Origin of the sequence: Mycobacterium marinum (assembly GCF_003391395.1) — a bacterium.
Taxonomy (GTDB): domain Bacteria; phylum Actinomycetota; class Actinomycetes; order Mycobacteriales; family Mycobacteriaceae; genus Mycobacterium; species Mycobacterium marinum.
In genome coordinates this window covers 2,122,541-2,139,609 of record NZ_CP024190.1, presented here as the reverse complement: position 1 = coordinate 2,139,609, position 17,069 = coordinate 2,122,541, and the positions used below count along the sequence as shown (strand labels likewise).

The 17,069-nt window shown below is 67.7% G+C and carries 17 protein-coding genes; all 17 read left to right on the top strand.

Annotation, left to right across the window (positions count from 1 at the left end; translation table 11 throughout):
• Positions 1–3: 3 nt before the first annotated feature.
• The 17 genes from CCUG20998_RS08940 to CCUG20998_RS08865 all read left to right on the top strand — a co-directional run bounded on the left by CCUG20998_RS08940 (position 4) and on the right by CCUG20998_RS08865 (position 16,948).
• Positions 4–978, top strand: a complete 975-nt coding sequence (locus CCUG20998_RS08940) for a NifU family protein (RefSeq protein WP_036455426.1) — start codon at positions 4–6, stop codon at positions 976–978.
• Positions 975–1,601 carry a DUF5947 family protein gene (locus tag CCUG20998_RS08935; protein ID WP_020728305.1) on the top strand — a complete coding sequence of 209 codons (627 nt, stop codon included), beginning with the start codon at positions 975–977 and terminating at the stop codon, positions 1,599–1,601. The genes CCUG20998_RS08940 and CCUG20998_RS08935 overlap by 4 nt, the downstream gene beginning before the upstream one ends.
• Entirely contained in the window at positions 1,598–2,257 is a 660-nt protein-coding gene (locus tag CCUG20998_RS08930; protein ID WP_020728304.1) for a DUF6084 family protein, read from the top strand. Before CCUG20998_RS08935 ends, CCUG20998_RS08930 begins: the two co-directional genes overlap by 4 nt.
• Positions 2,254–3,612, top strand: a complete 1,359-nt coding sequence (locus CCUG20998_RS08925; RefSeq protein ID WP_020728303.1) for a hypothetical protein — start codon at positions 2,254–2,256, stop codon at positions 3,610–3,612. Before CCUG20998_RS08930 ends, CCUG20998_RS08925 begins: the two co-directional genes overlap by 4 nt.
• Positions 3,600–3,719, top strand: a complete 120-nt coding sequence (locus tag CCUG20998_RS29260; protein WP_015355232.1) for a DUF6893 family small protein — start codon at positions 3,600–3,602, stop codon at positions 3,717–3,719. The genes CCUG20998_RS08925 and CCUG20998_RS29260 overlap by 13 nt, the downstream gene beginning before the upstream one ends.
• Before the next feature lie 15 nt (positions 3,720–3,734).
• Positions 3,735–4,247, top strand: a complete 513-nt coding sequence (locus CCUG20998_RS08920; protein ID WP_012393661.1) for a hydrogenase maturation protease — start codon at positions 3,735–3,737, stop codon at positions 4,245–4,247.
• A 2-nt stretch (positions 4,248–4,249) separates the two neighbouring features.
• A complete protein-coding gene (locus CCUG20998_RS08915; protein WP_020728302.1) occupies positions 4,250–4,513 on the top strand; it encodes a HypC/HybG/HupF family hydrogenase formation chaperone in 264 nt (87 codons plus the stop codon).
• A 1-nt stretch (position 4,514) separates the two neighbouring features.
• Positions 4,515–6,905, top strand: a complete 2,391-nt coding sequence (hypF, locus tag CCUG20998_RS08910; protein ID WP_020728301.1) for a carbamoyltransferase HypF — start codon at positions 4,515–4,517, stop codon at positions 6,903–6,905.
• A complete protein-coding gene (locus CCUG20998_RS08905; RefSeq protein ID WP_020728300.1) occupies positions 6,902–7,624 on the top strand; it encodes a HypC/HybG/HupF family hydrogenase formation chaperone in 723 nt (240 codons plus the stop codon). Before hypF ends, CCUG20998_RS08905 begins: the two co-directional genes overlap by 4 nt.
• Positions 7,621–8,295, top strand: coding sequence for a D-sedoheptulose-7-phosphate isomerase (locus CCUG20998_RS08900; protein WP_020728299.1), 675 nt, complete (start codon positions 7,621–7,623; stop codon positions 8,293–8,295). The genes CCUG20998_RS08905 and CCUG20998_RS08900 overlap by 4 nt, the downstream gene beginning before the upstream one ends.
• On the top strand, positions 8,292–9,404 hold the full coding sequence (hypE, locus tag CCUG20998_RS08895; protein WP_012393656.1) for a hydrogenase expression/formation protein HypE: 1,113 nt from the start codon (positions 8,292–8,294) through the stop codon (positions 9,402–9,404). Before CCUG20998_RS08900 ends, hypE begins: the two co-directional genes overlap by 4 nt.
• A gap of 23 nt (positions 9,405–9,427) precedes the next feature.
• Positions 9,428–9,700, top strand: coding sequence for a HypC/HybG/HupF family hydrogenase formation chaperone (locus tag CCUG20998_RS08890; protein WP_012393655.1), 273 nt, complete (start codon positions 9,428–9,430; stop codon positions 9,698–9,700).
• Between the two features lie 11 nt (positions 9,701–9,711).
• The gene (gene hypD / locus CCUG20998_RS08885; RefSeq protein WP_020728298.1) at positions 9,712–10,860 is read left to right on the top strand and encodes a hydrogenase formation protein HypD; all 1,149 of its coding nucleotides are present in this window, start codon (positions 9,712–9,714) and stop codon (positions 10,858–10,860) included.
• A 3-nt stretch (positions 10,861–10,863) separates the two neighbouring features.
• Complete coding sequence (locus CCUG20998_RS08880; RefSeq protein ID WP_020728297.1) at positions 10,864–11,613, top strand: DUF6390 family protein; 750 nt, start codon at positions 10,864–10,866, stop codon at positions 11,611–11,613.
• 21 nt (positions 11,614–11,634) lie between these two features.
• Entirely contained in the window at positions 11,635–12,747 is a 1,113-nt protein-coding gene (locus tag CCUG20998_RS08875) for an alkaline phosphatase family protein (RefSeq protein WP_020728296.1), read from the top strand.
• 281 nt (positions 12,748–13,028) lie between these two features.
• On the top strand, positions 13,029–14,090 hold the full coding sequence (locus tag CCUG20998_RS08870) for a GNAT family N-acetyltransferase (protein ID WP_020728295.1): 1,062 nt from the start codon (positions 13,029–13,031) through the stop codon (positions 14,088–14,090).
• A 272-nt stretch (positions 14,091–14,362) separates the two neighbouring features.
• Positions 14,363–16,948, top strand: a complete 2,586-nt coding sequence (locus CCUG20998_RS08865; protein WP_050674502.1) for a PE family protein — start codon at positions 14,363–14,365, stop codon at positions 16,946–16,948.
• Positions 16,949–17,069 lie beyond the last annotated feature (121 nt).

Sequence of the window (17,069 nt, the reverse complement as noted above, 5' to 3'; positions counted from 1 at the left end):
CACATGGCGGATCGCCCGGAAACCCCCTCGGAACCTACCCAGGCAATTTCGGAAAGCGACGTGCAGTGGCGTACAGCGGGCGATCGGATCCAGACACTCCTGGACTCCTGCGCGGCCGGCGGAGCCGCCGCGCAGGAGCGCGCTTCGCAACTGGTCCGGGAGGTGGTCGGCCTCTACGGAGCCGGGCTCGAGCGGATCATGCGGCTGCTCTCCCAGCCTGGTCTGGACCCGGACGCGCACATCGACCTAGCCGAGCGGCTGGCCACCGACGACCTGGTGGCCAGCCTGCTCCTGGTCCACGGCCTACACCCGCATGACGTCCACCGGCGCGTGTCCGACGCTTTGGACGGGGTACGGCCCTATCTCGGATCCCACGGCGGTGACGTCGAATTGATCGACGTCGTCACCGGGCGATCGGGTGACATCACCGTGCGCCTGGCATTCACCGGCAGCTGCAAGAGCTGTCCGTCGTCGGCGGTGACGCTGGAGTTAGCGGTACAGGACGCGGTGCGGGCTGCCGCCCCGGAAATCTCGGCGATCGAGGTCGTGGCGGCCGAACCCGCCGGCACCGCCGGCGTGATACCGGCGGAGTCGTTGTTGTCGCGCGTGCATTCCAACGGAACCGACGCATCAAGCGCCACCAGTTGGCACCCGGTGCCCGAGCTGGCCGAACTGGTGCCCGGCGAAGTCGCCGGTTTTGCGATTGGCGACACCACGCTACTGGCGTGCCGCGTCGGCGAGCAGGTACTGGCCTACCGCGACCATTGTCCGATCTGCCGCGACTCACTGGCCGGGGCGCGACTGCTGGGCACCCTTCTGCGATGCCCGGGCTGCCGAACGGATTTCGACGTCGTGCGGGCCGGCGTCCCCGCCGGCGCGGGACGCCAGGAGCTCCACCTCGACCCGCTGCCGCTGCTGATTCGCGACGGTGTGCCCTCGATAGCACTGCGCGGTCAAGAGCTGGGAGCCATCGCATGAACACGGCCTATGACGTGTTGGCGCGGATCACCGCCAACCGGCGGCCTCCCGAACCAGCGGGTGAGCGCTGCGAAATGTGCGCTACCGAGATCGCCGATGAGCACCAGCACGTCGTCAATGTGGCTGGCCGGCAACTGATGTGCGTCTGTCGAGCCTGCTATCTGTTGTTCACGGATTCGGCTGCCGAGTTGCGCTACCGCGCGGTGCCCGACCGGTACTTGTGGTTCCCGGACTTCGCGCTGGACCGCCGCGCCTGGGACGCACTGCAGATCCCGGTCGGTGTGGCGTTCTTCTTCACCAACTCCGCTCTCGGACGCGCCGTCGCCTTCTATCCGGGCCCGGCCGGGGCCTGCGAGTCCGAGCTGGACCTCGATGTCTGGAGCGACCTCAAAGACGGCGACAAGCGACTCGAACTGCTTGCCGACGACGTTGAAGCGCTGCTGGTGCAAGTCCCCGAATCGGGCGCGCCGCGCAGCTATCTGGTTCCGATCGATGCGTGCTACGAGTTCGTCGGACGGCTGCGCATGCTGTGGCGAGGGTTCGATGGCGGTCAGCAAGCCAGGGAGTTCATCGACACCTTTTTCGCGAAAATCGCGGGCACGGCGGTGGAGACGCCGCGATGAGCGAACAACCGCTGGACCTGAACTTCGCCGTGTTGGACGTGGCGCCCGAACCCTACGCCGTCAGCCCGGTGCTGACCGCCCGCGTCGGGATCGACACCGGCGGCGAAGACCCGGTGCACGCCATTGCGCTGCGCTGCCAGGTCCGAATCGAGCCGCTGCGTCGTCCCTACTCCGATGCCGAGGCGGACGGACTGGTGGACCTTTTCGGTGCCCGCGAACGCTGGGCTATCACCCAGCGCACCTTCTTGTGGCAACACTGCACCGCGATGGTGCCCGGATTCGCCGGCAACACGACTGTCGCCCTGCCGCTGGACTGCACATACGACTTCGAGGTGACCGCCGCCAAGTACCTGCATGCGCTCCGTGACGGCGCATTGCCCCTTCAATTTCTCTTCAGCGGGACCATCTTCGTCAAGTCCGAGCGCGGATTCTCGGTCCAGCAGGTGTCCTGGGATTGCGAAGATCGATACGACATGCCGGTCGCGGTGTGGCATCAGCTGATCGCCCAGCACTATCCAAATTCCGGTTGGGTGCGGCTGGCCCATGACACCGTCAGCGCGCTGGCCCGCTACAAGTCGGCCCACGGACTGCTCGACCTCGACCACGCGGTCACCGCCCTGATCGCCGACGCCGCACGACCGGAGGTCGCCCAATGACCTCAAACCGAGACCGGGCCCGCGCGGTCGCCGATGCGGTGCTCTACGAGGGTTACTTGCTGTATCCGTACCGTGGGACCTCCAGCAAGAACCAGTCTCGTTGGCAGTTCGGCGTTTTGGGTCCGCCCGCGGCGGCCGATGCCGGCTTGGGTGAAGACGACACGCTCGCGGCAGAGTTCCTGGTCGAGGGCACCCAGGCGATCACCGTGGCGGTGCGCTACCTGCAGTTGCAGCATCGCCGGGCCGAGCGCGAAATCAACGGCGCGTTCGAGGCCGTCGACGAACTGGCGACACCGTCCGGATCATGGCTGACCTGGGACGAAGCGGTCGAGTGCGAAATGTCATTCGGACCACTCACATTCGACGATCAGGACCAACCGTGGCAGCTACCGGTGCTGACACCCGCGGCCACTGACATCGAGGAGGTCGAAGGCGGTCGCCTGGTGCGACAACGCCGGGAAGTGCGCGGCGAACTCACGGTTTCCAGCCAATCCGACGGCGACCTGCGGCGAGTCTCGTTGCGGCTCCGCAATGTAGGGCCGCCGGTGGATCCCGTTACCGAGGGCAAAGACTCGGTGATCGCTCGGTCCATGATCGGCAGTCATATGATCGCCGAAGTGATTGGAGGCCAGTTTGTCTCGCTACTCGAGCCGGCGCCTGCCGCGGCGGATGCGGTGTCACGGTGCACCCAGCACCGCTGCTTCCCCGTACTGGCCGGCCCCCCGGGCACCCAAGACCTGCTGCTGATCTCGCCGATCATCCTCTATGACCACCCCGAGGTCGCCGAACAGAGCAACACCGCACTCTACGACTGCACGGAGATCGACGAGATCCTGACGCTTCGGGTGATGACGATGACCGACGAGGAGAAGGCGCAAGCGCGGGCCACCGATCCGCGCGCCGCCCAGATCATCGACCAATGCGACGCCATGTCACCCGAAGCCATGGCGCGCCTGCACGGTGTGCTGCGCGATCCGCATGCCGTCTCCGGCCTGGTCCCTGAGCTGCCCGAGGGAGTCGACTGGTGGGATCCCATGGCCGACAACGCGGTTCGGCCCGAGCTGGACGGCGTGCTGGTGAACGGGGTCCGGGTCGCGCGGGGCAGCCGTGTCCGGCTACACCCCAGGCGCAACGCCGACGCTCAGGACATCTTTGTTGCCGGCAAGATCGCGCGGGTCACCTCGGTGCATGAGGACGTTGAGGGCAACCGCCACGTCGGGGTCGTGGTGGAGGACGATCCCGCCGCCGATCTGCATGATTGGTACGGGCGCTACCTGTACTTCTCCCCCGACGAAGTCGAGCCGTTGGAATCCGAACAAACCAGCAACGAAAGGAGTTCGATATGGAGATCTTAGGCTGGATCTTCCTTGGCATCATCGCGCTGGTCGTGGCGGCCGCGGTGGTGATGGGCGTGGTATCGCTACCGGACGCCCGTCGCTACCTCAGGCTGCGGCGCATGTAGCCTCCCGCCAGCCCGATGACAGCACGCATCCTGGTAGCCGGAATCGGCAATATCTTTCTGGGGGATGACGGATTTGGCTCCGAAGTGGTCCGGCGAGCCGACATCCCGCAGAACGATCCGGGTGTGCGCGTCATCGACTACGGCATCCGCGGCATGCACTTGGCCTACGACCTGCTGGACAGCTGGGACACCCTGGTGCTCGTCGACGCGGTACCCAGCCGCGGCAATCCGGGCACCCTGCACGTCTTCCAAGCCGATTTCGAGGCAGATCAAGCGTCCTGGTCAGAGGCGCCCGGCCTGGACGCCCACGGCATGGATCCGGGAACGGTGTTCGCCAATCTGCGGGCGCTGGGCGGCAATCCGCCCTACACCGTTGTCGTCGGATGCGAGGCGGGTAGCGTCGAGGAAGGTATCGGCCTCACCGAACCCGTCGCCAAGGCCGTCCCCCGCGCCGCGCGAGCGGTCGAGGAGATCGTGGCGGCGCTACAGGGTCCCGCGACCGCGCAGTCGACCGGAGAGGAGGTCTGAGCATGTGCCTGGGCATACCCGGTCAAGTAATCAGGATCCTCGACGGGTACGAGGGGCAATTGGCGTTGGTCGAGGTCACCGGCGAGGCGCGGAAAGTCAATATCGGCATGCTGCCGGAGGAGACATTTTCACCCGGTGACTGGGTGATCATTCACATGGGCTTCGCCGTCGAGAAAACGGATCGGGCCGGTGCCGAACAAGCGATGGCCGGTCTGGAGTTGATGGGCCGCGGCAGAACCGACACCGACTTCCCCGACGGCGGCTGACATGGCCGGCCTCCCCCTGCTGCGGCCCGCGATGGTGCGGTGCGCCGAGACCCGACAGCGTTTCACGGTGACCGGTGTCGTCCAGGGAGTGGGTTTTCGCCCCTTCGTCCACCAACTGGCCAGCGAGCTGGGTCTGTCCGGGTTCGTCGGCAATGACTCGGCGGCGGTCTTCATCGAGGTACAGGGCGGGCGCGCCGGGCTGGACGAGTTTGCGCGCCGATTGCGCGCAGACGCTCCGCCGTTGGCCCGCATCAGCTCGGTCTCGGCTACCGAGTTGGCGCTGCAGGCCGGTGCCGCCGGCTTCCGGATCGTTGCCAGCCAGGGCGCAACCGGTGCGACAACACCGATTCCGCCGGATATCGCGGTGTGCGACGACTGCCTGCGCGAGCTTTTCGACCCGCGGGACCGACGCTTTCGGCACCCGTTCGTGACCTGCACCAATTGCGGGCCGAGATTGACCGTCATCCGCACGCTGCCCTACGACCGTCCGGGCACCACCATGTCGGCATTCCCGATGTGCGAGCGGTGCGCCGCCGAGTACCACGATCCAGGCGATCGCCGATTTCACGCCCAACCGATCGCCTGCCCGGACTGCGGTCCGTCGCTGTGGTTTCGGAGTGCAACCGAGCACGTCGCCGGGGCGGATGCGGCGCTGGCGGCCACCCAGCACGCCCTGACGGCGGCGAAGGTCGTCGCCATCAAGGGCATTGGTGGCTACCACCTGGCCTGTGCCGTCGACGACGACGCGGTGGTCGGTGTGCTGCGATCCCGCAAAAGCCGTGGGGCCAAACCTTTCGCCATCTTGGTCCGCGATCTGGACGTGGCGCGCCGCTACGCCTTCATCGACGATGCCGAGGCCGCGGTGTTGTCCGGTCCCGCCCGGCCAATCGTGTTGCTGCGCCGCCGACCCGATGCGCCGGTCGCCGACGCCGTCGCTCCGGGCAGCCCGCTGCTCGGGCTGATGCTGCCCTACTCCCCCATCCATCACCTACTGTTGACACCGGTCCCGGGTGCCGATGCGGCGGCGCCCGAGGCACTGGTGCTGACCAGCGCCAACCGCTCCGATGAACCCATCTGCTTCACCGAAGTTGATGCCGCAGAGCGCCTTTCGATGTTGTGCGATGCGGTGCTCGACCACGACCGTCCCATCCACGTGCCCTGCGACGACTCGGTGGTGCGGGTGGTCGAAGACGCGGGCCTGGCCCGTGAGCTACCAATCCGCCGATCTCGCGGCTATGCCCCCCTGCCGGTCGACCTCGGACACATCGCCGTCGAGAGCCCACCGGTTCTTGCCGTCGGCGGCGAGCTCAAGAACACGTTCTGTCTGACCGACGGCACACGGGCCTACCTATCCGGGCATATCGGTGACATGGCTACCTGGGAGACGTTGCGTGCCTTCGAGCGCGCGGTTGGCCAACTCAGCGAAATACGCGGCCATCCGGTTCGTTTGGCCGCCGATCTGCATCCGAGTTACCACACCCGCAACTGGGCCGAGCGTCACGCGGACGATCGACCACTCGATCTGATCCAGCACCATCACGCGCACGTGGTGTCGCTGCTCGCCGAGCACGGGCGGATCAACGAACCCGTCGTCGGAGTCTCCTTTGACGGCACTGGCTATGGGTGTGATGAGACGATTTGGGGTGGGGAGATTCTTGTCCTCGGGCCCCAGAGCCACCGCTTCACCCGCGCCGGACACCTGTTGGCGGTGCCGCTGCCCGGCGGCGACGCCGCGGTGCGCAATCCGTGGCGGATGGCGCTGTCGCAGCTGTGGACCGCGCATATCGAGTGGAGTCCGGACCTGGCGCCGGTCGCTGCGGCGGGAGTCGATGAACTACGGGTGACGCGTTCCCAGTTGGCCAGCGGCGCGGGCTGTGTGCCGTGCTCGAGCATGGGCCGCTTGTTTGACGCGGTGGCTTCCCTGCTCGGCGTCCGCCACCGGATCGACTATGAAGGCCAGGCCGCCATCGAACTCGAGGCGCTCGCCGAGTCGGCGCTCGCTGAGTGCAACGGGCCCCGGCCGTCACTACCGCTCACCGTGCGCCCGGACGGGGTGATCGACCCGACCACGATGGTGCAAACACTGGTATCGGCCCTGCGCGCTGGCACGCCACCGGCGGTACTGGCGGCGAGTTTTCACCAAGCGGTGGCCCGCGCCGTCGCCGAGGTGGTTGCGCAGGTAGCGGGCCAGGTGCGGCTGGTGGGCCTGACCGGCGGAGTGTTCCAGAACGTGCTGCTGCTGCGGGCATGCCGGGAGCGATTGCAGCGAGCAGGATTCGAGGTGCTGACCCACCATACGGTGCCACCCAACGACGGTGGGCTCGCGCTGGGCCAGGCCGTGGTTTCCTTGTTGATAGGACTGGATGAGGATTGGAAAAGGACTGATCAATGACCACCACCGCGATCGATCGCGGGCTCAGCTCCGAGCTGGCCGCTGACCTGGCGGCCGCCGCGTTCACGCTGGCGAAAAGGTTCGTCGCGGGCGCGACCATGTGGTCAATCGCGCCGTCGTGGGAACCGCATGCCCTGCACATCGCGGTCGAGTTCGTCCATCCGGTCATCATGGGCAAACGCGCCTTGCCCGCGGTGGCGCTGACCGGCCCTGACCTGGTGGATCTGGTCCGGGTATCGGTGCGGCCCGGCGACATCGTGGTCGCGGTGGCCGGCGCCGACCAGCCCGACGTCCGATCGGTGATGCGTCGCAGTCCGGCCTGGGGCGCCACCACGATCTGGATCGGCAGTGGCGCCCGCCCCGAGGCCGCGCTGGCCGATCATCTGCTCTGGCTCGACGATCCCGACCCGCGAGTGCCCGCAACCGGCGGATTTGTGCTGTTCTATCACCTGCTGTGGGAATTGACCCATGTCTGCTTCGAACATTCCGGTTTGCTCAAACCCGAGTGCACCGAGGAGGTGTGCGTCACCTGCAGCGACGAAGGCCGGCTGGGCGAGGTGGTGTCAGCCCCGGCCGACGGGCTGGCCGCGGTGCGCACCGCGCGCGGCATCGAGGACGTGATCACGACACTTATCGACCCGGTCGCCGCCGGTGACCTGGTGCTAGTGCATGCGGGTACCGCGATCAGCCGCCTCGGCGACGACGGGGACGACTCATGACGCGCGAGGAACCCACCAACTTTCTGTATCCGTTCATCGACGCGCAGGAAGAAGATCCACAATCCCTGCTCGCCGACCTCGCCGCCTCGGCGCAGGCAAAGGCCGCCGAGAGCCTGGCCTTGCGGCGCTCCACGCTGGAGGCCAACGCCGAGCTGCTGGACCAGGCCGCCACCGAGATGGCATGCCGCTTCCGCGTCGGCGGGCGCCTGTTCACCTTCGGCAATGGCGGTAGCTGCACCGATTCCGCGACCTTGGCCGGCCTGTTCGCCCGGCCGCCGATCGGCACACCGACGACGTCACTGCCGGCCTGGTCGCTGACCGCCGACCAGGCGATCATCACCGCGCTGGGCAACGATGTCGGGTTCGAGCTGGTGTTCGCCCGACAATTGATCGCGCGCGCACAGGCCGGCGACATTGCGATCGCCATGTCGACCAGCGGCAATTCACCGAACCTGTTGACCGCGTTGGCCGAGGCGCGGCAGCGGGGTCTGTACACCGTCGGGTTCGCCGGCTACGACGGTGGCGCGATGGCGGACAACCCGAACGTCGACGCCTGCTTCATCGTTCGGTCACAAAGCGTGCATCGGATTCAGGAGTCACAGGCATTGTTGGGCTATCAGTTGTGGTTGGCGACCCACGAAAAGGTCGACCGGGATCTGGGGGCGGCATGAGCAAGTCAGCCGGCGAATACTTGTCGTCAGGACCGCGCTTTGCCGAAGGTGACGTCATTGGGCGCATCGAGTCGTTCCGCCGCAGACGTCCCAGGCTGCTCGACGAGCACGTCACCCTGGCGCACGGCGCCGGCGGAAAGGCGTCCGCGGCGCTGATCGATGCGGTGTTCATGGAGGCTTTCCGCAACCCGCTGCTGGAGTCGCTGGGCGATGGAGCCATCCTCACTCTGCCCAGCGGCGAGCGGGTGGCGATGTCCACGGACTCATTCGTGGTGCAGCCCAGACGCTTTCCCGGTGGCTCGATCGGCGAACTCGCCGTGCACGGAACATGCAACGACCTCGCCGTGGCGGGCGCGGTACCGTCCTGGATTTCGGCCGCCTTCGTGCTCGAAGAAGGGTTCCCGATCGAGGAGTTGAAACAGATCGTCGCCGACATGGCGGACGCGGCGGCCAAGGCCGGCGTGCAGATCGTCACCGGCGACACCAAGGTGGTGCCCAAGGGCGCGGCAGACGGCCTGTTCATCACGACCACCGGGACCGGCATCATTCCCACCGGGCGTGCGCTATCTGCCGACTCGGTGCGACCGGGCGACAAGGTGCTGTTGTCCGGCTCGATGGGTGATCACGGCATGGCGGTCATGCTGGCGCGCGGGGATCTGGCCATCGAAGCCGACATCCACTCGGACACCGCGTCGGTCAGCCCGCTGGTGGAACTTCTCATGGCGGCCGCCCCGGGCACCCGCTGGCTGCGCGACGCCACCCGCGGCGGGGTGGGCACCGTTTGCAACGAACTGGCCCAGGCCTGTGGTTTCGGGGTCTTGCTCGACGAACAGCGCCTTCCGGTGGCTCCGATGGTCAACGGCGCGTGTGAGCTGCTCGGCATCGACCCCCTTTACGTCGCCAATGAGGGCAAGTTCATCGCTGTCGTCGCGCCCGAGGAAGCCGAAGCGGGGCTGGCCGCGTTGCAGTCGCACCCCCTGGGAGCCGATGCGGCCGAGGTTGGCGAGATCATCGCCGAGCCGGCCGAAACCGTAATCCTGCGAACCGGATTCGGTGGTACCCGGATTGTCGACATGTTGGTCGGCGACCCGCTGCCGCGAATCTGCTGAGCTGCTAGAAGAGAGGGGCTGACATGTGCCTTGGGATTCCGGGCCGGATCGTCGAGATCACCGATCCGGAGAACTATTTGGCGAAAGTCGATGTCAGTGGGGTGCAGCGCACGATCAGCGTGCGGCTACTCGACGAAGACACGCCACAACCCGACGATTGGGTGTTGGTTCACGTCGGGTTCGCGATGGCCAAGATCGATGAGAGCGAAGCGCTACTCACGCTGGCCGCCATCAAGCAGCTCGGCGAGGCCTACACAGCCGAGATGGAAGCCTTCGACTCATCCTCGATCGTGTGAGGAGGCTGACGATGAAATTTGTCGACGAATTCCGTGATCCGGCGGCGGCCCGAAAACTGCTGACCGCCATCGAACATCTGGCGCACCTGCCGGGAGCCGGCCCCGAACACTTCAAGTTCATGGAGGTGTGCGGCGGACACACGCACACCATCTACCGGCATGGGATCGAACACCTCCTGCCAGACAATGTCGAACTGGTGCACGGCCCCGGTTGTCCGGTGTGCGTCATCCCGATGGGCCGCATCGACGACGCCATGTGGCTGGCCGGCCAACCCGATGTCATCTTTACCTGCTTCGGCGACATGATGCGGGTTCCCGGGTCCGACGGCAGCCTGCTGGACGCCAAGGCGCGCGGCGCCGACGTTCGGTTCGTCTATTCGCCGCTGGATGCGCTCAAGGTCGCGATCGACAACCCAGACAAACAGGTGGTGTTCTTCGCCATCGGTTTTGAAACCACCGCACCCTCGACCGCGGTGACCCTGGTGCGGGCTCGCGACCTCGAGTTGCCCAACTTCAGTGTGTTCTGCAATCACGTAACGATCGTTCCGCCGATCAAGGCCATTCTGGAATCGCCGGATCTGCGCTTGTCGGGTTTCATTGGCCCCGGTCATGTCTCGACCGTCGTGGGTAATCGGCCGTATCGGTTCGTGCCCGAGGTGTACCACAAGCCGTTGGTCGTGGCGGGATTCGAGCCGTTGGACATCCTGGCGTCGGTCACGATGCTGCTACGTCAGATTCGTGAGGGCCGCTGCGAGGTGGAAAACCAGTACAAGCGGGTCGTGCCCGAAGAGGGCAACCCCGCCGCACTGGCACTGATGGGCAAGGTATTCGCCCTGCGCCCACACTTCGAGTGGCGTGGGTTGGGCTTCATCTCGCAAAGTGCACTGCGGCTCAGTGACGATTTCGCCGAGTTCGATGCCGAGCTGCGATTCGCGATGCCCGGCGTACGGGTGGCCGACCCGAAGGCATGCCAATGCGGTGAGGTGCTCAAGGGTGTGCTCAAGCCTTGGGAATGCAAGGTCTTCGGCACCGCGTGTACGCCGGAGACCCCGATCGGCACGTGCATGGTGTCTCCGGAGGGGGCCTGTGCGGCCTACTACAACTTCGGCCGCCTGCACCGCGACGCCGTCAAGCTCGTGGGGCAGTCCGGGCGGGCATGACGCGTGTCAGTCCCTGATCCGCCCGACATCCGGGGGCCCGAGATGTTCGCCCGCTACGCCTATGCGCCCAACGCCTTGGGCTATTGCGGTCCCCCGCTGGGCGCCACGCTGCGGGACGGATCGGTTGCCGATGTGCGCGCCGCGGCCAGGAAATTCTCGGGTGCGTGGCCGTACCTGCGGGTGCTCTCGCGGCTGACCGGCATCGCCGATCCGTTGGACTATCGACTCGTCGAGGCATACTGGCTCGGTGGCGGCGTCGGCACCGACGTGGAGCCTGGCCGGTTCTTCGACGAGCTGCTGGCCATCATCGGCCCGCAGGCGGGCCGTTATTGGTCGCATCTGACGCCGGAACTGGCGCACGAGGCGGCCGGAAATCACTGCTTCCACGTCTTCGGTGTCTATCCGTGGACCCGCTTTCTGGGCCGAGGCCTCGACGAGCATCCGCTGAGCGTGCTCGATAGTTGCCGAATCACTTGGGCAACAGTCGTCTCCCGCACCGGTGACGCCGTTGAGGTTTCGCGTCAAAGCCTCATCTGGGATGGCGAGGCGCTGGCTTTGGCCGCGCCCTCATCGCAGCTACTGGATGTTTGGGCCGACGGATACAGCGCGGTACCCGATGTGTCGGTCGGCGAAGAAGTCGCCGTGCACTGGGGCCGGCTCTGCGGCCGGCTACCGCCAGAACAGGTGGTGGCGCTCGCCGAGAGCACCCACCGCCAGCTACGAGTGACAAACCAGCGGCTAGCTCGGGTGTAGCGGCATGCCAGACTGACCGTCATGCCCGGTTCCATCTGCGACGTGTTGCCTGCGGCGGGCGCACTACTGGGGGTCCCGGGCACCGAAGACCGGCTCGGGCTGATCGACCGGGTCGGCCACGTCGACCGCGTGCTCGTCGTCCTGGTCGACGGGCTGGGCTGGCACTTGCTGCCCGAGTTGGCCGCTGATGGTGCACTGCTGGCCGCCTCGTTGGCCGGTGATGCCGGCCGGGTCAGCCAACTCAGCTGTACGTTTCCGTCCACGACACCGACAAGCCTGGTCTCCCTGGGTACCGGAGCGATGCCCGGTGAGCACGGCATCCTCGGCTTTACCGTCAACGTCCCCGGAACCGATCGGGTGCTCAACCACATCCGCTGGCGCGATGATCCACCACAGGGCCAATGGCAGCCCCTCCCAACCTGGTTCGAACGATTGACGTGGGCGGGCATCAGTACACGCGCGGTGCTGCCGGAGTGGTTCATCGGCAGCGGCTTGACCGCAGCGGCGTACCGCGGCGCGCGGTTTCACCCGACCCGCGCAAGCGACGACTACGCTCAGCTGGTCATCGATGAGGTGCGTGGCGCGCCGGGACTCGTTTACGCCTACACCTCCGACCTGGACACCGCGGCGCACCTGTTCGGCATCGGTTCATCCCAGTGGCATGAGGCGGGGCGCAGCGTGGATTCCTTGCTCACCCGGCTGGTCGAGGCATTGCCGCCGGATGCGGCGCTACTGGTGACCGCAGACCACGGTGGCCTCAATGTCGCGGCCGATGCTCGCGTCGATCTCGACACAGACCCACGGCTTTCGGCCGGGATCCGGGTGGTCGCCGGTGAACCGCGGGTGCGCTACCTGCACACCGTGCCCGGGGCGACAACCGACGTCTTGGATACCTGGCGGGAGCTGCTGGGAACCCGAGCCGATGTCCGCACCCGCGACGATGCAATTGCCACAGGGATTTTCGGTTCGGTAGCACCAGAGCACCGGCTCCGAATCGGCGATGTCGTCGTGACTTGTGCCGACGACGCGGCAGTGCTGGCAACGGCTCACGAGCCGCCGGAAACGGCCCGACTCATCGGCTTTCACGGCGCCGCCACCGCGGCCGAAATGGCCATACCGCTCATCTCCTTCTGATCCTTGTGCCCGGCAACTGATCTGCTTGGGCGATCTGTTCTGGCCACGGATACATCGTTGAACTGCGCGTTGCGCCAACATCGCGCGGGCGCATCAGCCTACGTGCCGCTAACGGGTCGGCCGCAAGCGTTTCCGGACTATTCGGTTTCCTTCACCCGCTCGCGCGCATCCGACTTCCCAAGTTCGGCGGTGAGAGCACCAAATCAACAAGGTACGGGAGCGCGAGGTAGGGTACCTGGGACACCGTCCTGGGCGAAGCAGCCCACTGTAGCTGGGACGCGATGGCGGCGGCAGAGCGGATCTACGGCGCCAAGGACGCTCCACCGGAACATCGCTGGAAGTTCCGCTACCTGATCGTCCGCGACCACACCCATCGCGTCGTCGCCGCAACCGTGTTCACGACGCTGCTGACCAAGGATGACATGCTCGCGGCTGAAGACGTTTCCCGGGAGATCGAGAGGCGGCGGGAAGCAGACCGGTACTACCTGAGTTCGACGGTCGTCATGACGGGTTCCACGCTGTCCGAGGGCAATCACCTCTACCTGGACCGCACTGGCCCCTGGCGGGAAGCGCTACGACTGATTCTGGCCGCCGCGGACGAAGAATCCGAGCGCGCGGGAGCCGACGCGATCATGCTGCGAGACTTGCCCGACGGAGATCCGGAAATGGATACCTTCATGCTTGACGAGGGCTTCTCCCGCGTGCCAATCCTCGACACTCACACCCTCACCCTCGATGCCCCGGACGAGTCGGCCTGGTATTCGGCACTTCATAACAAGAAGCGCTACCAGCTGCGGCGGGTTATCGAACATGCGAAAGACACCGAAGTGAGCTTCCACGGAGTAGGCCTGGCTCCACTGACCGATGAGGAGGCCAAATACTTGCATGGCCTGTTTGAACAGCTGGAGCAGAAAAAGTTTCGGATCAACCTGTTCGACCTGCCGATGACGCTGCTCCCGGGCATGCTGACCAGCCCCGCTTGGGAACTCGGGGTGGTCCGAATCCGCGCCGAAGCGGGCGGCCCACCACAGCCGGTCGGATTCTGGGCCGCGCACAAGTGCGGTGACACCTATGCGCCGTTCCTGTTGGGAGTTGACGACGCGTATCGGGATCGAGACATTTACCGCGTGACGATCCTGCATTGGGTGCGCAGGGCATGCGCCCTGTCAATGCGCAAAGTTCGGATGGGCATGGACGCCGAGGTCGAGAAGAACCGCTTCGGCGCCCGCGCCGAACGCATCTTCATGTACTTGCGGACCCGCGATGACTACGCGGGGGCTCTGCTCGGCGAGGCCGTCGCCAAAGTGGCCACCAACCAACAGATCCACCAAGGCGCCGATTAGTCGCTCTCAACGCAGTGCGTCCCGGCCTCGCGGGGGTTGGCGGCTGTTTGTTGACAGCACAAGAGCCCAGAAACGGCTTCACCCCATACACGTTCGCCGAGCGGCGCACGGTGCCGAATTATCCATCTCATTCATCGCACGCTAAAACCCCTAGTACCGCAACGTATCCGCCCCGATGTAGAGATCCTCGTCTCGAATCGCGCTACGGTGAACCATGACCGCGTCGGTCCCGGGCCGACGCCAGCCGGTTATTCCGGTATTGGAGGTAGCACATGTCCTTCGTGATCACGCTGCCGGAGTTGATCGATTCGGCAGCAACGGATTTAGCCAACATCGGCACAGCTCTGAACACGGCCACCGCCGCTGCGTCGGCTTCGACAACGGGGATTCTGGCCCCGGCCGGGGACGAAGTATCCGCGGCGGTTGCGGCCCTGTTTTCCCAACACGCCCATGCATATCAAGCGGCCAGCGCGCAGGCGGCCACATTTCAGCAACGCTTTGTGCAAGCCTTGACCGCGGGCGCGAGCGCCTATGCCGGCGCCGAGTCCGCAAGTGCAGCATCGATCGCCGACCCGCTGCTGGCCGCCATAAACGAACCCGCGTTGGCGTTGACCGGGCGCCCGCTGATCGGCAACGGCGCCAACGGGGCCCCGGGGACCGGAGTTGACGGGGCGCCGGGCGGGTGGCTGCTCGGCAATGGTGGGGCCGGTGGGTCGGGCGCGGCGGGGATGCCCGGCGGGAACGGCGGAGCGGCTGGACTGTTCGGTTCCGGAGGGGCCGGGGGTGCCGGCGGCGGCTCGACGGTCGATGGTCGCGGCGGGGCGGGCGGCGACGGCGGGGCAGGCGGCTGGCTGGCGGGCAACGCAGGGGCCGGTGGAGCCGGCGGCACCGCGACCGGCATCGGCGGGGGGTACGGCGGAGCCGGAGGAGCCGGCGGACCCGGTGGGCTGTTGGGCGCCGGCGGGATTGGCGGGACCGGCGGAAGCTCGGAGTTCGATGACGGTGGTGTCGGCGGTCACGGCGGCGCGGGCGGACTGCTGGCCGGGATGGTCGGTGCCGGCGGTGGTGCGGGCGGTACCGGCGGTGGGGCTGGCATGTTCGGCGACGGCGGGTCCGGCGGAACCGGCGGCGACGGCGGCCTGCTCGCCGGCCCGGGCGGTGCCGGCGGCGACGGTGGAGCCAGCCTCGGGCGCAGTGGCGGTAGCGGAGGGGCAGGCGGCAACGCGGGACTGCTGTTCGGCGATGGCGGCGGCGGCGGGACCGGCGGATCCACCACCTTCGGCTCCTCCGGCGCCGGCGGCAACGGCGGGGCCGGCGGCAACGGCGGGCTGTGGGGCACCGGTGGGATCGGCGGGAACGGCGGGTACGGCACGACAGGTGGTGGCGACGGCGGCAACGGCGGCAATGCCGCCGTGGTCGGCAACGGCGGGATAGGCGGAGCCGGCGGCTACGGCGAAAACGTCCTTGGCGGCGCCGGCGGGACCGGCGGGAGAGCCGGCCAGCTGATTGGCAATGGTGGCGCTGGCGGTGCCGGCGGCGGTGCTGGAGTCAGCGGCGGGACCGGCGGAAACGGCGGCGCCGGTGTGCTGTTCGGCAACGGCGGAAACGCCGGGGTCGGCGGTGCCAGCACCACCAACGGCGGTACCGGCGTCGGCGGCACCGGCGGGCTACTCATAGGGCTGGACGGATTCAACGCGGCGGCAAGCACCTCGCCCCTACACAACCTGCAACAGCAGGTCCTCACCGCCATCAACGCGCCCACCCAGGCACTGACCGGGCGCCCGCTGATCGGCAATGGCACCCCCGGCGCTGCTGGCACCGGGGCGATCGGCACGCCTGGCGGGTGGCTACTCGGTGACGGCGGAGCCGGCGGGTCCGGAGCACCAGGCGTCGGCCACAACGGCGGGGCCGGAGGTTCGGCCGGGCTATGGGGCGCCGGCGGAACCGGCGGGGCCGGAGGCAGCTCGTTCACATCGACTACCAACGGCGGCGCCGGCGGATCCGGCGGGGCCGGCGGCTGGCTGTCGGGCACCGGCGGGGCCGGCGGATCCGGCGGACCCAACATGGCCGGTGGCGGCGGTAACGGTGGGGCCGGGGGCGGCGGCGGGGCAGGCGGACTGCTGGGCGCCGGCGGTGTCGGTGGCACCGGCGGGGCGAGCGTGCTCAATGGCGATGGCGGCTCGGGTGGAGCCGGCGGCTCCGGCGGGCTACTCGGCGGGCTATTCGGGGCCGGCGGCGGCAATGGCGGGACCGGTGGCGGCGCCACCGCCATTTCAGGTCTTGGCGGGGCCGGCGGCGATGGCGGATTGCTCGGTGGCCCGGGCGGCAGCGGCGGAGCCGGCGGCTTCAGCCACGGGGGTTTCGCCGGTGGCGGCGGAACCGGCGGCAACGCCGGGCTGCTGTTCGGCAGCGGGGGCGGCGGTGGGGACGGCGGATTCGCACCCGTTGGTGTCGGCGGCGTAGGCGGGGCCGGCGGCAACGGCGGTGACGCCGGACTGCTGTTCTCGGCGGGCGGGGCCGGGGGCTTCGGCGGGTTCGGCAGCGGGACCGGAGGGGCCGGCGGCACGGGCGGAAGCGCGAGACTGGTTGGCTTTGGCGGGGCCGGTGGCGGCGGCGGACTCGGCGGAGTCGGCGACGCGGGTGCCGGAGGGGCCGGCGGCGTCGGCGGAGGGCTGCTCGGCAACGGCGGAGCCGGCGGCGAGGGCGGGGAAGGCGACGGCGCCGGCGGGGTCGGCGGCAACGCGGCGTTCATCGGGACCGGCGGCAACGGCGGCAACGGCGGAACACCCACCGGCAGCGGAGGCCACGGCGGCTCCGGCGGGCTACTGGGTCAAGACGGGCTCAACGGGTTGCCCTAGCCAGGGCACCCTGCGCTGCGGCCGCACGTAACACATCGGAAATAACTGGCAAGCAAGACAATCCGTTTATCAGCCCAGTCCTAACAACCGCACGGCGGCACTGGCAGGTTCGGACACGACG